Source organism: Motiliproteus sp. (assembly GCF_965230735.1).
Lineage (GTDB): Bacteria > Pseudomonadota > Gammaproteobacteria > Pseudomonadales > Balneatricaceae > Motiliproteus.
In genome coordinates, this window is the sequence record NZ_OZ246016.1 from 698,582 (window position 1) to 717,073 (window position 18,492).

Below are 18,492 nucleotides of genomic sequence, written 5' to 3' on the forward strand. Positions count from 1 at the left end.
GTCCTCTTAAATCTTGTTCACCTGATTCGCTGTTAAACAGCGGCTGCACCACCGACGATCTCAGAAATTTCCTGAGTGATCGCGGCTTGACGCGCCTTGTTGTAAACCCGCTGCAGATCGTCAATGAGGTCACCGGCGTTATCGGTGGCGCTCTTCATTGCCATCATTCGTGCAGCCTGCTCACAGGCGTTGTTCTCAACTACAGCTTGATACACCAGTGACTCGATGTAGCGAGTCAACAGACCATCCAGGAGCTCTTTTGCATCGGGCTCGTAGATGTAGTCCCAGTGGTGGGTCATGCTTTCGTCGTCATCTTCTGCTTTCAGGGGCAGGAGCTGTTCGATAACCGGTGTTTGGGTCATCGTGTTGACGAAGTTGTTGTATACCATGTGCAACTGATCGATCTTGCCTTCGGCGTAGGCATCAAGCATTACCTTGACGCTGCCGATCAGGGCGCCGATCTCAGGAGCATCGCCCAGGCCGGAGGTCGCAGCAACGACGTTACCGCCGTAGCTGTTGAAGAAACCACCTGCCTTGGAACCCACGGCACAGATATCGATTTCGATATTGTTGCCGTTGTGCTCGGTCATTTCACGGACCAGGGTCTTGAACGCATTGATGTTCAAGCCACCACAAAGGCCGCGATCAGTTGAAACAACGATATAGCCAACCCGTTTTACATCCCGCTCCTGCATGTACAGGTGCTTGTATTCAGGATTAGATTTCGCCAGATGAGCGATTACACCACGCATGCGGTCCGCGTAAGGGCGGGTCGCTTGCATGCGGTCCTGAGCGCGACGCATTTTCGACGCAGCAACCATTTCCATGGCGCTGGTGATCTTACGTGTACTCTGGATACTCGCAATCTGGGTTTTAATCTCTTTTCCGACTGCCATATCTTTCTGCCTTTAAGTTCGTTTCGCTTTACCCAAGTTGGTAGGCGGGGGCGTAGACCCCCGTCTCATTACCAGGTCTGGGTGCTCTTGAACTTCTCGATACCGGCTTTAAACGCGGCAGCGATGTCGTCGTTGTAGTCGCCAGACTCGTCGACTTGCTTAACCAGATCAGCATGCTCGGAAGCGAAGTAGGCCAGCAACGCGGCTTCGAAATCCAGGATCTTATTGACCGGGACATCTTCCAGATAGCCTTCGTTGGCGGTGTACAGGACCAGGCCCATTTCGCACAGGCTCATCGGCGAGTACTGCTTCTGCTTCATCAGTTCGGTAACGGCTTGACCGTGCTCGAGCTGCTTACGGGTCGCTTCGTCAAGATCCGAGGCGAACTGGGAGAATGCCGCCAGTTCACGGTACTGAGCCAGGGCCAGACGGATACCGCCACCCAGCTTCTTGATGATCTTGGTCTGAGCGGCACCACCTACACGAGATACCGAGATACCGGCGTTCATCGCAGGACGGATACCGGCGTTGAACAGGTCGGATTCCAGGAAGATCTGACCGTCGGTGATCGAGATTACGTTGGTCGGTACGAACGCAGATACGTCACCGCCTTGGGTCTCGATGATCGGCAGCGCGGTCAAGGAACCGGTCTTGCCTTTAACTTCACCGTTGGTGAACTTCTCAACGTAGTCGACGCTAACACGGGCGGCACGCTCCAGCAGACGGCTGTGGAGGTAGAAAACGTCACCCGGGTAGGCTTCACGTCCCGGGGGACGCTTCAGCAGCAGGGAAGTCTGACGGTATGCCCAAGCCTGCTTGGTCAGGTCATCATAGATGATAAGGGCATCTTCACCGCGGTCACGGAAGTATTCACCCATGGTACAGCCGGCGTAAGCGGACATGTACTGCATCGCGGCCGGGTCGGCAGCGCCGGCGTTAACGATGATGGTGTGATCCATCGCGCCGTGCTCTTCCAGCTTGCGTACTACGTTGGCGATGGTGGACTGCTTCTGTCCGATCGCAACGTAGACACACTTAACGCCGGTGCCTTTCTGGTTGATGATGGCGTCAACCGCTACAGCGGTCTTACCAGTCTGACGGTCGCCGATGATCAGCTCACGCTGGCCACGACCGATCGGCACCATGGCGTCGATCGCTTTATAACCAGTCTGCATCGGCTGGTCTACTGACTGACGCCAGATTACGCCCGGTGCAACCTTTTCGATTGCGTCGGTTTCTTTGGCGTCAACCGGACCTTTACCGTCGATCGGGTTACCCAGCGCGTCAACAACACGGCCGAGCAGTTCCGGACCTACCGGTACTTCCAGGATGCGGCCGGTACAGCGGGCAGTCATGCCCTCTTTCAGTCCCAGGTAGTCACCCAGAACAACGGCACCAACGGAGTCTTGCTCCAGGTTCAGTGCCATACCGTATACGCCACCAGGGAACTCGATCATTTCCCCGTTCATTACGTCGGCCAGACCGTGAATCCGAACGATACCGTCGGATACGCTGACCACAGTGCCCTCATTCTGGGCTTCAGAAGTCACATCGAGATTGTCGATGCGCTTCTTGATAATTTCGCTGATCTCAGATGGATTCAGTTGCTGCATGCTCTTTCCCTCTCGCTCAGGAACCCAGGGCTTCAGCAAGCTTCTGCAGCTTGCCACGCACCGAGCCGTCGATTACCAGGTCATCGGTACGCACAATCAGACCGCCGATCAGGCTCTTATCTTGAGAGCTCGTGATGTTGACTTCGCGGTCCAGCTTGGCGCCCAGTGCCTGAGCTAGGTTGGTCTGTTGCTCTTTGGTCAGTTTGTAGGCAGAAGTGACTTCAACATCGACACTCTTCTGCTGTTCAGCCTTGAACCGATCGAACAACACGGAAATTTCAGGTAGTACGGGCAGGCGCTTGTTTTCAGCCAGAAGCTTAATGAAGTTCTGCCCCTGCTCGTTCAGCTTGTCTGCACAGACATCCAGCACCAGACCGGCTTTTTGCTCGGCACTGAGGGCGGGATTTCCGAGCAGAGCCGCGACTTGCTCGTCGCTGGCCGCCTGGGCGGCAACAGCGAGCATTTCGGACCACTGGTCCAGCGACTTCTGCTCGAGCGCAGACGCAAACGCAGCTTTGGTATAGGGTCGAGCGACTGTACTTAGTTCAGCCATCGTTCACCTCGCTTCTTAAAGCTCCGCTGCAAGCTTTGCTACAAGTTCTGCGCTAGCCTTGCTGTCTACCTCTTTGTCCAGGATCTTCTCCGCACCAGCGATCGCCAGAGCTGCAACTTCAGCCCGCAGCGCTTCTTTAGCACGGTTCTTTTCCTGTTCGATTTCAGCCTGGGCCGCTTCCTTCAGGCGGTTGCCTTCAGTAATGGCCTGTTCTTTGGCTTCATCGACAATTTGGTTAGCACGCTTATTGGCCTGCTCGATAATGGCCGCAGCTTGTTCCTTGCCTTCACGCAGTGCCTGGGTGGCTTTTTCTTTCGCCAGTTCCAGGTCACGTGAGGCGCGGTCGGCTGCATCTAGGCCTTCGGCAATCTTCTTCTGACGTTCTTTCAAAGCGTTGGTGACCGGGGGCCACACGTACTTCATGCAGAACCAGACGAAGAAGGCAAATGCGATGGCCTGACCAATGATGGTTGCATTGATATTCACGCCAATACCTCTCGTTACTCTTGATTACTTTTGAGTGAGTTAAAAGGTATTAACTTAACCTGCAGCAACAACGAACATGATGTACATGCCGATACCAACACCGATCATCGGGATCGCGTCGACCAGACCCATGACGATGAAGAACTGAGTACGCAGCATCGGGATCAGTTCAGGCTGACGAGCGCCGCCTTCCAGGAACTTACCACCGAGGATACCGATACCGATCGCAGCACCAGTTGCACCCAGACCCATTACCAGAGCACCAGCCAGGTATAGCAGAGCAGCTTCCATTGTATTCTCCTATTAAGAGTTTAAGTTTTTAAGTTTTGGTTAATTGAATTAGTTTCTTGCTTCAGTTAGGTGGATCCGTTCGTCGGACCCACCAACAATTCTTCTTAGTGCGATTCGTGCGCCATGCTCATGTACACAATGGTCAACACCATAAAGATGAAGGCCTGCAGCGTGATGATGAGGATGTGGAAGATCGCCCAGGGTACCGATAGCACCCACTGGATCCAGAACGGCAGCAGCGCGATCAGGATGAAGATCATCTCACCGGCGTACATGTTTCCGAACAGTCGCAGACCCAGCGAAACCGGCTTGGCCAGCAGGTTAACGCCTTCCAGGAACAGGTTGGCCGGAACCATGTACTTACCCAGCGGCTGCAGGGTCAGTTCGGCGATAAATTCTTTCGGACCCTTAACGGTCAGGCTGTAGTAGATGATCAGCGCGAATACGCTCAGGGACATGCCCATGGTGGCGTTAACGTCAGTGGTCGGTACGATCTTCAGGTACGGAACGCCCAGCTGGGTGGCCAGGTAGGGTACCCAGTCGATCGGCACCAGATCCATCAGGTTCATCAGCCAGACCCAGACGAAGATGGTCAGCGCCAGCGGGGCGACCAACTCGTTGCGGCTGTGGAAGGAGGATTTCACGTTGTCATCGACGAACTCGATGATCGACTCGACAAAGTTCTGCAGTGATCCGGGCACCCCTGTGGTGGCTTTGACCGCCGCCTTACGGAACAACCAGATAAAGAACAAGCCCAGACCAACGGAGAACAGCATGGTATCCAGGTTGATCGCCCAGAATCCCATGGTTGATGCTTCGTTGCCGTGAGCAATAGTCCAGGTACCGCCTTCACCGACCACAGAACCGTCGTAACGGACAAAACCTTCAGGCAGCTTGCCGAAGGTCAAGTTGGTCAGGTGGTGGATGATATACCCGGAAGTCGTGAGTGCGCCTTCTGCAGCCATGATTTCCTCTCAGTTCAATTTTTCAAAAGTTTTTGATTCTGTAGCAACGGCGCCAGCCAAGAGATCAGCTGCATCAGTATAAAAACGCCAAATAAGGAAAAGGGCTCTAGCGGTCTTACCAGACTGAACACGCTGCCGAACAGCACCATGGTCAGAGCCATTTTCCATATTTCACTTTTATACAGTTCGCGCACACTTTGGCGCAGACCGGTCCGCGGGTCAGCCTTTAAAACCCGCTGTGCTTGATACATAAAGGGGATTAAGTAGATCAGTCCGCCCAGTAAAGCCGAGTATCCAGCAACAGTTCCAGCACTTAGCCAGATGATTGCCGAAGCAATCACCGTCAGGACAATCTGCGACAACATCAGAGCGCGTATCTGCGTACGCTGCTTTTGGGTCGTTAAGCCTTTATTGTTGGGGTTGTTAGCTTGACCCACGGGTATCGACCCTGCTCCGAATAAGCGTCGTTGAAGCGATTCGCCCCCCCTAACCGACTGCGGATTATAGGGGCTAAGGGTAGGCGCTTCAACCACCAATTAAGGGTATCTAATCCAAGGTCGTATAAGGGCTTGCGGGTTATTTGGTACCTTGGTGTTATTGCATTCTCTGGAGGATCGATTCGACCTCTTCCAGATTGCGGTAGCTGATGGTCAGCTTGCCGTCGCCCTTTTCGGAGTGATTGATCCGAACCTGCATCCCCAACAGCTCACGCCAGCGCTGCTGCAGCTGCTCGACACCGGGATCCGGTGCGGCTTTGTCGGCCTTCTTCGTTCCGGCCTGGAACTGCTTGACGAACTCTTCGGTCTGACGCACTGACAAGCCCCGCGCTACCACTTCCTTGGCTGCTGCTACCTGCTTGTCACCATCCAGCGCCAGCAATGCCCGGGCATGACCCATCTCCAGGTCGCCGTACTCCAGCATCCGCTTCACTTCCGGCATCAGTTTCATCAGCCGCAGCAGGTTGGTCACCGCACTGCGTGATTTGCCGACCGCTTCGGCTACCTTCTGCTGGGTCAGTTCGAATTCATCCATCAGTCGCTGCAGCGCCATCGCCTCTTCGATCGGGTTCAGGTCTTCGCGCTGGATGTTCTCGATCAACGCCATCGCGATCGCCGCTTCATCGGGCACTTCTCGGATGCAGGTGGGGATCTCGGTCAAGCCGGCCATCTGCGCCGCACGCCAGCGCCTTTCACCGGCGATGATCTCGTAACGCCCCATGTCGACCGGACGCACCACGATCGGTTGAATCACCCCCTGGGCCCGAATCGAGCTGGCTAGCTCTTCCAACGCCGCCTGGTCCATATCCCGCCGCGGCTGGTAGATACCGCGCTGAATCTTATCGACCGGCAACGCCTGCAGGGCCTCGGACGACTCGGTTGCCGTTAGTTCAACCGGGCTATCTTCCATCGGTGCACCACCAAGCAGTGCATCCAGACCACGACCTAGGCCACGTTTTTTTACCATCGTTGTTTCCGTCGTTGAGTGCGTATGATTTCGGAGTGTTGAATTCTCAGGAGGCCAGCGCGTTGGGCGACTGGGCGCAACGACGGTTAACCTCACCGGCCAGTGCCAGGTAGGAAACCGCACCGCGGGAATTCTTGTCGTACAGCAGGGCCGGCAGACCATGACTGGGTGCCTCGGCCAGCCGAACATTGCGCGGGATCACGGTACGGTAGACCTTGTCGCCGAAGTACTCGAGCAGTTGGGTCGACACATCCCGGGTCAGTCCGTTGCGCGGATCGTACATGGTCCGCAGGATTCCTTCGACCTGGAGGCTGGGATTCAACGCCGCACGGATCTTTTCGACCGTGCCCATCAACGCCGAGATCCCCTCCAGCGCATAGTACTCGCACTGCATCGGGATGATCACCCCGGTGGCCGCCACCAACGCATTCACGGTCAGCATGTTCAGCGACGGCGGGCTGTCGATCAGGATGTAATCGTAGTTGTCCTGCACCAGGTTCAGCGCCTGCTTGAGCCGGAACTCCTTGCGCTTGACCGGGATCAGCTCGACCTCGGCGGCGGTCAGATCACCGTTGGCCGGCAGCAGGTCAAAGCCGCCGCTGGTCTCTGAGGTGATCGCATCCTGGGTATCGACCCGGCCGGTCAGCACATCGTAGACCGAACGCTCGAGGCCATGCTTGTCGACCCCGGCGCCCATAGTGGCATTGCCCTGCGGGTCCAGATCGACCATCAGCACCCGACGTTTGGTGGCCGCCAGCGATGCCGCTAGATTGACGCAGGAGGTGGTCTTGCCGACCCCGCCTTTTTGATTGGTCACCGCTAGAATTTTAACCACCGAAGTCTCCTTGTCCGGTACAAATCTCAATCGTAAAACCCGTCATTCGGGTTGGATTTTCTGCACCATCAGCAGATGCCGCTCACCGTCGGAGCCCGGTACCTGCAGCGGTTTGCTGTCGCGTAACGCAAAGCCTTCGGGCATCTGCGCCAACTCCTGCTCAGGGTACTGCCCTTTCATGGCAAGATAATAACCGTTCTGGTCGCACAGCGGTGCAGTCCAGCTCAGCATGTCCTCCAGCGAAGCAAAGGCCCGCGAAATAACCGCATCGAACGGCTCGTTGATCGGGTACTGCTCGACCCGGCCGTGGTAGATCTCGATATTCTCCAGTCCCAGCTCCAGCTTGGCCTGCTGCAGGAAGCGGGTTTTCTTACCGTTGCTGTCCATCAGCGTGAAGCGCCGCTGCGGATACATGATCGCCAGCACCACCCCGGGCAGACCCGGCCCGGTACCAACATCGGCGATCCGTTGCGGCGATGGCCGCAGAGACTCGATATGGGGCACCACGCTGAGACTGTCGAGAAGATGCCGCGACACCATCGCCAACGGATCCCGAATGGCAGTGAGGTTATAAGCCCGGTTCCACTTGTGCAACAGTCCGAGGTAACGCAGCAGCAACTGCTGCTGCTGATCGCTCAGGACAACCCCCAGCTGCTCGGCGCCCCGGCTTAGCTTAGGTTCACAATCCTGCGGCAGACCGTATTCGGTAACAGACATCAGCTCGGCTCCCCGTTGGGTGATGTACCATTGAGCTGTTGCAGTTTGCCCAGCTTTTTCAGATGGATCAGCAGCAGTGAAACCGCCGCCGGGGTCACTCCTTGGATACGGCCAGCCTGAGCCAGGGTCGCCGGACGGGTTTCGTTCAATTTCTGGCGGATCTCATTGGAAAGTCCATCAATGGCGCTGTAATCAAGCTGTTCAGGCAGCTTGGTATCTTCCTGACGGCGCAATCGTTCGATCTCATCCTGCTGACGCTGAATATAACCGGCATACTTGGTCTCGATCTCGACTTGTTCGCAGACCCGCGGATCGATATCGACGTCACCGCACAGGCCACCCACATCGGCATAACCGAGTTCCGGCCGCTTCAGCAGATCGAGCAGGTTGTACTCACGCCCGAGCGGCTTATCGAGTTTGTCATCCAGTCGTGCAGCGGATTCGGTACCCGGCTGTACCCAGCTATCCTTGAGACGCTGGGTCTCCCGTTCGATCGATTCACGCTTCTCGCAAAATGCTTGCCAGCGCTCGTCACCAACCAATCCCAATTCACGACCCTGCTCGGTCAGGCGAATGTCGGCATTGTCTTCGCGCAGAATCAGGCGATACTCGGCCCGGCTGGTAAACATCCGGTAAGGCTCGGAAGTTCCCAGGGTGATCAAATCATCAACCATCACCCCGATATAGGCCTCATCCCGCCGCGGGCACCAGCTGTCACGCCCTGCAGCCTGCAACGCGGCATTGGCACCAGCCAACAAGCCCTGAGCACCGGCCTCTTCGTAACCGGTGGTGCCGTTGATCTGGCCGGCGAAGAACAGGCCATCGACCAGCTTGCTCTCCAACGAAGCCTTCAGATCCTGAGGGTTGAAGTAATCGTACTCGATGGCATAGCCGGGTCGGGTGATAAAGGCGTTCTCAAATCCTTTGATTGAGCGCACCAGTTCGATCTGGACATCGAACGGCAGACTGGTGGAGATACCGTTGGGGTAGAGCTCGTGGGTGGTCAGCCCCTCGGGCTCAACAAAAACCTGGTGGGATTCTTTGTCGGCAAAACGAACAATCTTATCTTCCACCGACGGGCAGTAACGTGGTCCAACCCCATCGATGACGCCGGTATAGAGGGGCGAGCGGTCCATCCCGCCACGGATAATCTCATGGGTCCGGCTGTTGGTATGGGTGATATAGCAGCTGATCTGTTGCGGATGGTCGGCGACCGAGCCCAGGTAGGACATCACCGGCAGCGGCGTATCACCCGGCTGCTCCTGCATCACCGAGAAGTCGACACTGCGGGCGTCGATACGGGGCGGGGTTCCGGTTTTCAGTCGGTCAACCCGAAGTTCGGTGTCACGCAGACGCCGAGCCAGACTGGACGATGGGGGATCACCGGCACGCCCACCGCTGTGATTCTGCATGCCGATATGGATCAGGCCACCGAGGAAGGTTCCAGCTGTCAGCACCACCGTACGGGCGTAGAACCTTAATCCCATCTGGGTCACGGCACCGGCGACCCGGTCCTTCTCAAAGATCAGATCATCGACGGTCTGCTGAATAATCTGCAGGTTGGGCTGGTTCTCAAGGATCGAGCGAATCGCTGCCTTATACAGCTGTCGGTCCGCCTGCGCCCGAGTTGCCCGCACCGCGGGTCCTTTACGGGAATTCAAAGTCCGGAACTGGATTCCCGCCAAGTCGGTGGCTTTGGCCATCGCACCATCGAGGGCGTCGATCTCCTTCACCAGATGGCTCTTACCGATTCCCCCGATCGCCGGGTTACAGGACATCTGACCCAGGGTCTCAATATTCTGAGTCAACAATAGGGTGCGTGAACCCATCCTTGCCGCCGCCAACGCAGCTTCGGTCCCGGCATGGCCGCCACCGATCACAATGACATCGAAATGTTCAGGAAAGTCCACGATAACCTCTCAGATACAACGGCCAACTCCCGGTGCTGAACCGTTTCAGCCCGAGATGCAGGTAAAGAGGGCAAGTATATCGGCTCCCATGTCGTTTATGAATTGAGCCGGACCGAGTTTTGAACTGATCAACCTTGATATAAATAGAAAATGAATAAGTTGATTAGATAAGAAAGATGATTTTTATTGTTGTTATATAGCCTGGACCTATCTGTGCGTAATCGGGAAAAGTCTTTTATTTACCTAGGTTTATGTGGATAACAACCGCAAAGTTATCCAGCGAGGAAATTGCGGATCAAAGGTGTGAAAGTTGGGGGTAACTTGGTCGGTTACTCACAGGGCTAAAGTATCCACAGATGAGATCATTAGTTATTCGGGTGTGGTTATACACATTACCCACAGTGCAAAGTGGATAACTTTAGCGGCAAGATTTAGCGATCTTGGATTGATCTGATGCGGTGCATACGGCGTGAGAAGCAAGAAGCAGCGGGCGGATAGCCAGCTGAGCGGTGCGGTATTGAGGCTGGTAAGGCGAAGTGGGGTTGAGACAGCCTCAGCCGTTCTGATGGCGAAGCTGTTGTAGCAGATGGTTGGCTTGGTCGATGGTCAATTGCTTGCTGACCGGCTTCCAGATTTCGCGCTTGTGGCTGCTGGCTTCAGACAGCCGTTGCAGGACGCACCAGCTGTCGGCTTGGCGGATTAGACGCAGATGGTCGTCATGATGATGTGAATGAGTTTGCATGGTTCGATTCCTTGTTCATTGATGTCTTGGAATCGAACCTTAGAACCCGAATATGTCACTCAGATGACAGTGTTGGTGAGATTTGATGAAACTCTGATCAACCGGCCGCGGTTCCCGCGCTCAGTTGTTGGGCCTGCCGGTAGTGTTCGGAGAGATAGTTCAAGAGTAGGTCCAAACTCTGTTGAGCTGCGACAAGGTCACGTTGCCGTAACGCTTCGAGCAGCTGCTTGTGGTGATCGATGATCCGATCCCTTGAGCGGGTGCGGTTGGCAATCATGTTCATCAACGGCTGCAGGGCCTCAATGACGGTAACCATATTGAATTGCATCACCGGATTGGCGGTGGCATCGACGATCAGGCGGTGGAACCGCACATCCGAGGCGCAAAACTCTTCATCGCTGATCGACTGCTGCTGATAGCTCAGCTCCTGCTCCAGTTGCTCCAGGTGTTGCTCGGTGCGTCGCTCAATGGCCAGTTTTAGGCAAGCTCCCTCCATCTCTCGGCGAGCTTCGGTAATCGATTCGATATCGAACTCGCCCAGGGTCACCATCAGGGTGGTGCTGTTGGCCAGCGTGGTTCTCAGTTCCGATTCGGTGGGGCGGGTGATAAAAGTGCCGCCGGCAGGGCCCCGCTTGGAACGCACCAGGTTTTGTGCTGCCAGCCGTTTCAGTGCTTCTCGAATGGTCGGCCTGGAGACCTCGAACTGGGCTGCCAGTTCTTCCTCGGTGGGAAGTCGCTCATCCACCCGTAAACGGCCATCCAGAATCGCGCCGCGGATCTGTTCTGCAATCTGTTTGGCCAGACTTTGCGTGACCAGGTTGTTGTAACGGATCGCCATGGGGACTGCTGACTCCTCGGGGTTTTTGACTAAGCTGAATCGAATTGACGCAATAGTAACACAAATTCTAAATTTGCTATTTGTTTGACAAATTAACAATAGCGATTTAGTTTCCCCTCATCGACCCTGCTTTGAGCAGCGTCCGAACCCATCCCGCTGATAGAGGAATCCTCGATGACAGAAACTGCATTTAAAGCGCTGGTATTGCGCCAAGACGATGAAGGTAAGACCCAGGCTGCGATCGAGCAACTGGGCCAACAGGATCTTCCTGACGAGCCGGTTTTGGTCAAGGTGGATTATTCCAGTCTGAACTACAAGGACGGGATGGCGGTCACCGGGACCGGTAAGATCGTGTTGAAGTGGCCGATGGTGCCGGGCATCGATCTGGTGGGTACCGTGGTTGACGGCGGTGATAGTGACTATCAGGCAGGGGACAAGGTTGTCCTGACCGGTTGGAGTGTAGGGGAGAAGTATTGGGGAGGGTATGCGCAATACCAGCGTGTGCGTCCCGAATGGTTGGTTCCGCTGCCCGCCGGTATCACCGAGTTACAGTCAATGGCTATCGGTACGGCGGGTCTGACGGCGATGCTCTGTGTCATGGCGCTGGAAGACGGCGGCGTGACACCTGACTCCGGTACCGTGGTGGTTTCAGGGGCGGCTGGTGGGGTTGGTTCGGTAGCCGTCGCGCTGCTGGCCAAACTGGGCTACAAGGTGGCTGCCATTACCGGTCGTGAGTCGACCCATGATTACCTGAAATCCCTGGGCGCAAGTGAGCTGCTGAGTCGTGAAGAAATGGGCGCCCGCTCTCGACCGCTGGAAAAATCCCGCTGGGCCGGGGCGATCGATACCGTTGGCGGCGATATGCTGGGCCGGCTGCTGGCCGAATGTGATTACAGCGGAACCGTAGCAGCCTGTGGCCTGGCCGGTGACTTCAAACTACCGACCACGGTGATGCCGTTCATTTTGCGGAACGTGCGGCTGCAGGGGGTCGATTCGGTGATGTGTCCGGCTGCGCGTCGGGTTGAGGCCTGGAAGCGCTTGGCTGAGGATCTACCGCAGTCATTGCTGGACTCGATCAACCAGGTGGTAGCGCTGGAACAGGTTCCCGAGCAGGCCGCCGCGATTATGGCGGGTCAGGTTCAGGGTCGTGTGGTGGTCGATCTACAGGCATAACCGGTACGGCTCAAGCTCGACACTATCGTTGGGCTTGAGCTTTTTTCACGCTTGTTGTTTCATGATGAGCTATCGTATCTGATAGGCCTTATCGATGGATGGAGGCGAGCGATGAGAAAAACCACTATAAAAACCTCCCTGGCGGCCCTGCTGCTGGGCGTCGCATCACTGATGGTTTCAGCGGTTCAGGCCGAAGGGCTTGAGGATCATCTGGGCCGTTATCATGAGGGCTATGGCCCTCAGGTTGATCAGGATGAAGCCTGGCGTAAAGTGAAGCTGGGTGCACTGGGTTACGGTGCCCGCAAAGGGCTGGATTCACTCGGTGTTGATTATAAAGAGGTAAAGAGCCTCTATAAGAAAGTCACCGTGCACCGGATCAGCGACCGCAGCGCGGTTGTACTGGAGCCGAATCGGGTCAACTTCATGACCCGTCATCTGGATGGCTCCTTGGTAACCGAATTCAGTGGTCGGACCAATGGTGATGTGGCCTTGGAGATCAAGCTGCCTTTCTAAGCTATTGAGCATTACCCGATCCGTGTAACCAGCCGGATGGGTAATGCTGCTATCTGATAGCTGTTAAGCCTCACCGATTAACTCTTATATCAGGGCTGTTGAACGAAAGTGAACACTTACCAATCGTTCTACTTGCCTGCCTATCTATCTGCCTTGGCAGACCTGAGCTGTTTGACCAAACAGCAGTTTCTTTCCTTCTTCCGTTACCGCTGAGCGCTGGCTCCAGGGCGCGGCTTTTTCATAGGCCGTGATAACCGCCGGTCGCTGTCGCATGGCTTCGAACCAACGCTTCAGGTTGGGAAAGTCATCCAGTTGTTGGCGCTGGCCTTGATGGTTGACAGTCCAGGGATAGATCGCCATATCGGCGATCGAGTACTCGTCGGCGATCCACTCCCGCCCCTCAAGACGCTTATCAAGCACGCCGTAAAGCCGGTTAGTTTCGTTAACGTAGCGTTCAATCGCATAGGGGACCGACTCGGGTGCATACTGGACGAAGTGGTGATTCTGACCCGCCATGGGACCGAGTCCGCCGATTTGCCACATCAGCCACTCCAGTACGGTTTTGCGACCCCGAAGCTCGCTGGGTAGGTAGCGGCCGGTTTTCTCAGCCAGATAGATCAGGATGGCACCGGATTCGAACACCGAAATCGGCGCGCCACCGTCATCCGGACTCTGGTCGATGATAGCCGGCATCCGGTTATTCGGTGAGATCGCCAGGAAGTCCGGTTTGAATTGGTCTCCGGCGCTGATGTCGATCGGGTGTATGCGGTATTCCAAGCCCGCTTCTTCCAGAAAAATCGTAATCTTATGGCCGTTGGGGGTGGGCCAGTAATAGAGATCGATCATGGGTGGTCCCTCTGAGTTTGAACGATCATTCAAACATTATTTGAACAGTCGTTCAAGTAATGTGGATCGCGGCTCCTCGGTAGAGTTAGGATAGCGGGTTGCACCGAAGGGGTTGAAGTGGAACTGCTGTACCGAAAGGGGCTATTATTGAACAAATGTTCAAGGATTAGTTTATGGCAACCACGGCTAAGTTTGATCGCCAACAGGCGATTCAGAAAGCGACCGATCTGTTCTGGAGCAAGGGCTTTCATGCCACCTCGATGCGCAATATCCAGCAGGCCGTCGATATGCGTCCGGGAAGCATCTATGCCAGCTTTGGCAGTAAAGAGGGTTTGTTCAGCGAGACCTTGAACTGTTACGCCAATGCCAGCAAAGAGCGTCTGCGGGATAGCGTTAACGCGGCACCCTCAGCGCTGCAGGGGTTGCGGCGTTTTGTGCAGGATGCGGTGATCGGTTGTGACACCCAGGTACCCAGTAGCATGTGCATGCTGGTAAAGACGATCTCGGAATTAACCGAAGAAAATGCGGATCTGTTGGCCGAGGCCAAGCAGCTGTTACGGCAGATGGAAGCGTTGTTCGCCTTCTATCTGGCTGAGGCGCAGGCACAGGGAGAGCTACGGTCGGAGCTGAACCCGCGGCAGGTGGCTCGTTATCTGCAAATGCAGATGATGGGGCTACGGGCTTATCGGCATATCCATGAAGATGATGCTCAGGTCGAAGCGCTGATCGAGGATATCTTCGCCGGCCTGCGCTGATACCGGTCAGCCGGCATGCCAGCGGTTTCGACTGCGAGAATCCGTCGCTATTTGCCGATACAGAAACTTCCGAAGATTCGTCCCAGCAGGTCATCGCTGCTGAATTCCCCGGTGATCTGCGACAGCGCGTTCTGCGCCTCTTTCAGATCCTCGGCCAATAGTTCACCAGCTCCGTAATCGGTCAGCTGCAGCTTTCCTGCCTCGAGATACTGTTGTGCCTGCAGCAGGGCCTCCAGGTGGCGGCGACGGGCCATAAAGCCACCCTCGCAGCTGCTGTCGTAGCCCATGCATTGTTTCAGGTGGTGGCGCAGCAGCTCGACACCCTGGTTCTGCTTGGCGCTGAGGCGGATCAGATGGCAGTCCGGGTTTGCTTCGAGATCCGAGTCGACCCCGGGCTGTTCGCCGGACAGATCGATCTTGTTGCGGATTACGGTGACCTTATCGAGGCTGGGCAGGTGGGCGATAAAGTCGGGCCAGATCTTATCGGGTTCGGTCTCCTGAGTGCTGCTGGCGTCGACCAGTAGCAGCACCCGATCGGCACTGCGGATCTCCTCCCAGGCGCGATCGATACCGATCTGTTCGACCACATCGTCGCTGTCGCGTAATCCGGCGGTATCGATGATATGAAGCGGCATGCCGTCGATATGGATATGCTCACGCAACACGTCGCGAGTGGTGCCGGCGATATCGGTGACGATCGCCGACTCTTTGCCGGCCAACGCGTTCAGCAGGCTCGATTTGCCGGCGTTGGGACGCCCGGCTATCACCACGTTCATCCCTTCACGCAGCAGCGCACCCTGATTGGCTTCGGCCAACACTTCCAGCAACTGCTGTTCGATCTGCAGTAGATCAGTGGCGACTTTACCGTCGCCCAGAAAATCGATCTCCTCTTCGGGGAAGTCGATCGCCGCTTCGACATAGATCCGCAGTTGGATCAGCGCTTCCACCAGCGTCTGGATCCGGGCCGAGAACTCGCCTTGCAACGAGCGTAGCGCCGAACGAGCAGCCTGCTCCGAAGAGCTGTCGATCAGATCGGCAATTGCCTCGGCCTGGGCCAGGTCGAGCTTGTCGTTGAGGAAGGCGCGCTCGGAGAATTCGCCGGGACGGGCCGAGCGGGCTCCTAAGGCCAAAATTTCCCGCAGCAGCAGATCCAGAATTACCGGGCCGCCGTGGCCCTGCAGTTCCAGTACATCTTCGCCGGTGAAGGAGTGGGGATTGGGAAAGAACAGTGCGATACCGCGATCCAACTCGAGACCGTCTCGGTCGTAAAAGGGACCGTAATGGGCGTAGCGGGGCTGGGGCTTGCTGCCCAGGAGACGTTCGGCGATTGCACCAGCCAGGCGGCCGGAAACCCGAATGATACCGACACCACCGCGTCCGGGCGGGGTGGCGATGGCGGCGATGGTGTCATGGTCGATCTGCATGGTCAGAGCTCGGTTCGGTTTGCTTTTTGTCCGGCTATAAACCGACAAAGGGCCCCGTGAGGAGCCCTTTAAAGGTAGTGCTTGTCAGCCGATCAGGTTCAGGATTTCTTCGCCTGCACTTCGGCTTCGATGCTGCGGGTGATAACCCACTGCTGTGCGATCGACAGGATGTTGTTGACCACCCAGTACAGAACCAGACCAGCCGGGAACCACAGGAAGAAGAAGGTGAACACGAACGGCAGCATCTTCATCACCTTGGCCTGCATGGGGTCAGGCGGGGTCGGGTTCAGCATCTGCTGGAAGAACATGGTCACACCCATCAGGATCGGCAGGACAAAGTACGGATCCATCACCGACATGTCCTGAATCCACAGCATAAAGGGCGCATGGCGCAGCTCGACGCTCTCCAGCAGTACCCAGTACAGTGCGATGAATACCGGCATCTGGATCAGGATCGGCAGACAGCCGCCCATCGGGTTGATCTTCTCTTTCTGGTACAGCTGCATCATCGCCTGGGACATCTTCTGGCGATCGTCGCCGTACAGTTCCTTCAGGCGTTGCAGCTCCGGGCTGACGGCACGCATCTTGGCCATCGAGCGGTAGGCTTTGGCGGACAGGTGGAAGAATAGGGCTTTCACCACCACGGTGACCAGAATGATCGCCAGACCCCAGTTGACCACCACGCTCTGGATCATCTGCAGCAGCCAGAACAGCGGTTGGGCGATCCACCACAGCCAGCCGTAATCAACGGTCAGTTTCAGGTTCGGAGCGGCTTGTTCCAGTGCGTCCTGGATCTTCGGACCGACGTAGAAGTTGGCTCCGACGCTACCCTGCTGACCCGCGGGAACGTTGATCGACGGCGAGACAAAGCCGGCCAGGTAGTTGTCGTTGCGCTCGCGGGCAAAGTAGTTGTGGCTCTGCTCCGGATTCGGAATCCAGGCGCTGACGAAGTAGTGTTGCAGCATCGCTACCCAGCCAGCATCAGACTTGTTCTTGTAGGGCTTCTCGTCGATATCGTCGAAGTCGTACTTCTCGTAGTTGTTCTCGGTGTTGGAGAAAGCCGGGCCCAGGTAGGACTGCATGCCCATGCTGGTCTGTGACGACGGATCGGCGCTACGGTCGCGCTTGATCTGACCGAACAGGTTACCCTGCCAGGGTTGATCGCCCTGGTTGTTGATCAGGTACTCAACACGGACCAGATGCTCGCCACGCTTGAAGCTGAAGCGCTTGGTGATGGTGACGTTGTTGTCCTGCTGGTAAACCAGATCCACATTCAGGCTGTCCTGACCCTCGGCCAGGCTGAACGATTTGGCGCTGGCGGTGTAGCGCGGACGCTCGCCTTTGGCATCGGGACCGTTGGCGCCGGTCAGACCGGACTGGGCGGTGTAGGTACGATTACCGTTCTGTTCCAACAGTATCAGCGGTTGATCGTTACCTAGCTGAGCCAGGTAACCCGGCAGTGCGGCCTGGATGATATCGCCACCGTAAGTGTCGATCAGCAGATCAAGCGTATCGGTGGTCACTTCGATCAGACCACCTTGAGCGGCGTTGCCGGCAACTGCGACTTCGGCAGTGGCTTCCGGCGCTTCGGTTGACGGGATATCACCGTTGGCTGCATTAGCACTGCCGCCGGAACTGTCCGGGGCGGAGATATCGGGCGCGCTGGAATAGGAGGAAACAGGAGTACTAGCTACTGGCTGAGCTTGATCGCCATAATCCTTCTGCCACTGCAGAACCAGAAGGTAGGAGATGACTGCCAGGGCGGCGATCAAACCGATGCGTTGGAAATCCATGTTTGTTGTCTGCCGATGACGTTAATTTAAGGTTGATTGGGCATGAGTTGCCGCGGTGAAGTCGAACACCGACTCCGCCCGGCTTCAATTACCCTTTGGTTTGGGTTTGAGATGCCGGTGGGCATATTTACGCAACCGTTTCCAGCTATGGTCGACCAGCTGATGTAAAGCGGCGTTATCCAGATCTCCCAAACCTCTCCGAGCCATGACGACGATATCCAGGTTCGGTAGCACCTCGCCCTGGTGTCGAAAGGATTCGCGGATGATACGTTTTACACGGTTTCTTTGCACGGCCAGACGCACGTTTTTTTTGGCGATTACCAGGCCGACTCGGGGGTGGGGAAGTGAATTGGGGGTAGCCAGGATCAGAAGATGACGATCCGAAACTTTAAGCTGGGCACCATTAAAAACGGTCCGATAGTCCCCAGCGTTCAGTAGGCGTGAACGCCGGGGAAACTCGAAACCAGTCATGGTTGGTCATTCTCTCTATAAGCGAGCTTAGGCGCTCAGAGACTTGCGACCTTTAGCGCGACGACGCTGCAGTACCTGACGACCGCTCTTGGTAGCCATGCGAGCACGGAAGCCGTGGTTACGGGCGCGCTTCAGTACGCTGGGCTGAAAAGTTCTTTTACTCATCACTCTATACCTAATAAATGAAGGGGTCGGACCCCCGCCTGA

At 56.2% G+C, this 18,492-nt stretch carries 21 protein-coding genes; 3 read left to right on the forward strand and 18 right to left on the reverse strand.

Features of this window, described 5'->3' with window-relative positions; all coding sequences use genetic code 11:
• Nucleotides 1-32 precede the first annotated feature (32 nt).
• From atpG to ACO05M_RS03410, 13 genes are all read right to left on the reverse strand, one after another.
• Nucleotides 33-896: a F0F1 ATP synthase subunit gamma gene (gene atpG / locus ACO05M_RS03350; protein ID WP_421867754.1), complete on the reverse strand. Its 864-nt coding sequence runs from the start codon at nt 894-896 to the stop codon at nt 33-35.
• Between the two features lie 68 nt (nt 897-964).
• Nucleotides 965-2,509, reverse strand: a complete 1,545-nt coding sequence (gene atpA / locus ACO05M_RS03355; protein ID WP_421867756.1) for a F0F1 ATP synthase subunit alpha — start codon at nt 2,507-2,509, stop codon at nt 965-967.
• A gap of 16 nt (nt 2,510-2,525) precedes the next feature.
• On the reverse strand, nt 2,526-3,062 hold the full coding sequence (locus tag ACO05M_RS03360; RefSeq protein WP_421867759.1) for a F0F1 ATP synthase subunit delta: 537 nt from the start codon (nt 3,060-3,062) through the stop codon (nt 2,526-2,528).
• Nucleotides 3,063-3,077: 15 nt separating this feature from the next.
• Nucleotides 3,078-3,548 carry a F0F1 ATP synthase subunit B gene (locus tag ACO05M_RS03365; protein ID WP_421867762.1) on the reverse strand — a complete coding sequence of 157 codons (471 nt, stop codon included), beginning with the start codon at nt 3,546-3,548 and terminating at the stop codon, nt 3,078-3,080.
• A gap of 54 nt (nt 3,549-3,602) precedes the next feature.
• Nucleotides 3,603-3,839, reverse strand: coding sequence for a F0F1 ATP synthase subunit C (gene atpE, locus ACO05M_RS03370; RefSeq protein ID WP_114696438.1), 237 nt, complete (start codon nt 3,837-3,839; stop codon nt 3,603-3,605).
• Between the two features lie 104 nt (nt 3,840-3,943).
• Nucleotides 3,944-4,804, reverse strand: coding sequence for a F0F1 ATP synthase subunit A (atpB, locus tag ACO05M_RS03375; RefSeq protein ID WP_421867764.1), 861 nt, complete (start codon nt 4,802-4,804; stop codon nt 3,944-3,946).
• A gap of 14 nt (nt 4,805-4,818) precedes the next feature.
• On the reverse strand, nt 4,819-5,241 hold the full coding sequence (locus tag ACO05M_RS03380; RefSeq protein ID WP_421867766.1) for an ATP synthase subunit I: 423 nt from the start codon (nt 5,239-5,241) through the stop codon (nt 4,819-4,821).
• 157 nt (nt 5,242-5,398) lie between these two features.
• Nucleotides 5,399-6,268, reverse strand: a complete 870-nt coding sequence (locus ACO05M_RS03385; RefSeq protein WP_421867769.1) for a ParB/RepB/Spo0J family partition protein — start codon at nt 6,266-6,268, stop codon at nt 5,399-5,401.
• A gap of 46 nt (nt 6,269-6,314) precedes the next feature.
• A complete protein-coding gene (locus tag ACO05M_RS03390) occupies nt 6,315-7,103 on the reverse strand; it encodes a ParA family protein (protein ID WP_421867772.1) in 789 nt (262 codons plus the stop codon).
• Nucleotides 7,104-7,145: 42 nt separating this feature from the next.
• Nucleotides 7,146-7,820 (reverse strand): 16S rRNA (guanine(527)-N(7))-methyltransferase RsmG, encoded by a 675-nt coding sequence (gene rsmG, locus ACO05M_RS03395; RefSeq protein WP_421867775.1) that lies wholly within the window; start codon nt 7,818-7,820, stop codon nt 7,146-7,148.
• Nucleotides 7,820-9,730 (reverse strand): tRNA uridine-5-carboxymethylaminomethyl(34) synthesis enzyme MnmG, encoded by a 1,911-nt coding sequence (gene mnmG, locus ACO05M_RS03400; protein ID WP_421867778.1) that lies wholly within the window; start codon nt 9,728-9,730, stop codon nt 7,820-7,822. The genes rsmG and mnmG overlap by 1 nt, the downstream gene beginning before the upstream one ends.
• A 553-nt stretch (nt 9,731-10,283) precedes the next feature.
• Nucleotides 10,284-10,472 carry a hypothetical protein gene (locus ACO05M_RS03405; protein ID WP_421867780.1) on the reverse strand — a complete coding sequence of 63 codons (189 nt, stop codon included), beginning with the start codon at nt 10,470-10,472 and terminating at the stop codon, nt 10,284-10,286.
• A 97-nt stretch (nt 10,473-10,569) separates the two neighbouring features.
• Complete coding sequence (locus ACO05M_RS03410; RefSeq protein ID WP_421867783.1) at nt 10,570-11,310, reverse strand: FadR/GntR family transcriptional regulator; 741 nt, start codon at nt 11,308-11,310, stop codon at nt 10,570-10,572.
• A 174-nt stretch (nt 11,311-11,484) separates the two neighbouring features.
• Here ACO05M_RS03410 and ACO05M_RS03415 point away from each other — a divergent pair, with 174 nt between their 5' ends.
• Together ACO05M_RS03415 and ACO05M_RS03420 are read left to right on the forward strand one after the other, a co-directional pair.
• Nucleotides 11,485-12,483 carry an MDR family oxidoreductase gene (locus ACO05M_RS03415; protein ID WP_421867786.1) on the forward strand — a complete coding sequence of 333 codons (999 nt, stop codon included), beginning with the start codon at nt 11,485-11,487 and terminating at the stop codon, nt 12,481-12,483.
• Nucleotides 12,484-12,594: 111 nt separating this feature from the next.
• Entirely contained in the window at nt 12,595-12,996 is a 402-nt protein-coding gene (locus ACO05M_RS03420) for a hypothetical protein (protein ID WP_421867789.1), read from the forward strand.
• A 144-nt stretch (nt 12,997-13,140) separates the two neighbouring features.
• Here ACO05M_RS03420 and ACO05M_RS03425 read toward each other — a convergent pair whose 3' ends face one another.
• On the reverse strand, nt 13,141-13,842 hold the full coding sequence (locus ACO05M_RS03425; RefSeq protein WP_421867792.1) for a glutathione binding-like protein: 702 nt from the start codon (nt 13,840-13,842) through the stop codon (nt 13,141-13,143).
• Nucleotides 13,843-14,015: 173 nt separating this feature from the next.
• Here ACO05M_RS03425 and ACO05M_RS03430 point away from each other — a divergent pair, with 173 nt between their 5' ends.
• The gene (locus tag ACO05M_RS03430; protein WP_421867795.1) at nt 14,016-14,597 is read left to right on the forward strand and encodes a TetR/AcrR family transcriptional regulator; all 582 of its coding nucleotides are present in this window, start codon (nt 14,016-14,018) and stop codon (nt 14,595-14,597) included.
• Nucleotides 14,598-14,644: 47 nt separating this feature from the next.
• Here ACO05M_RS03430 and mnmE read toward each other — a convergent pair whose 3' ends face one another.
• From mnmE to rpmH, 4 genes are all read right to left on the reverse strand, one after another.
• Entirely contained in the window at nt 14,645-16,021 is a 1,377-nt protein-coding gene (mnmE, locus tag ACO05M_RS03435; RefSeq protein ID WP_421867798.1) for a tRNA uridine-5-carboxymethylaminomethyl(34) synthesis GTPase MnmE, read from the reverse strand.
• Nucleotides 16,022-16,119: 98 nt separating this feature from the next.
• Entirely contained in the window at nt 16,120-17,814 is a 1,695-nt protein-coding gene (gene yidC / locus ACO05M_RS03440) for a membrane protein insertase YidC (RefSeq protein WP_421867801.1), read from the reverse strand.
• Between the two features lie 84 nt (nt 17,815-17,898).
• Nucleotides 17,899-18,285, reverse strand: coding sequence for a ribonuclease P protein component (gene rnpA, locus ACO05M_RS03445; protein ID WP_421867803.1), 387 nt, complete (start codon nt 18,283-18,285; stop codon nt 17,899-17,901).
• A gap of 27 nt (nt 18,286-18,312) precedes the next feature.
• Nucleotides 18,313-18,450, reverse strand: coding sequence for a 50S ribosomal protein L34 (rpmH, locus tag ACO05M_RS03450; protein WP_421867805.1), 138 nt, complete (start codon nt 18,448-18,450; stop codon nt 18,313-18,315).
• Nucleotides 18,451-18,492: the final 42 nt, after the last annotated feature.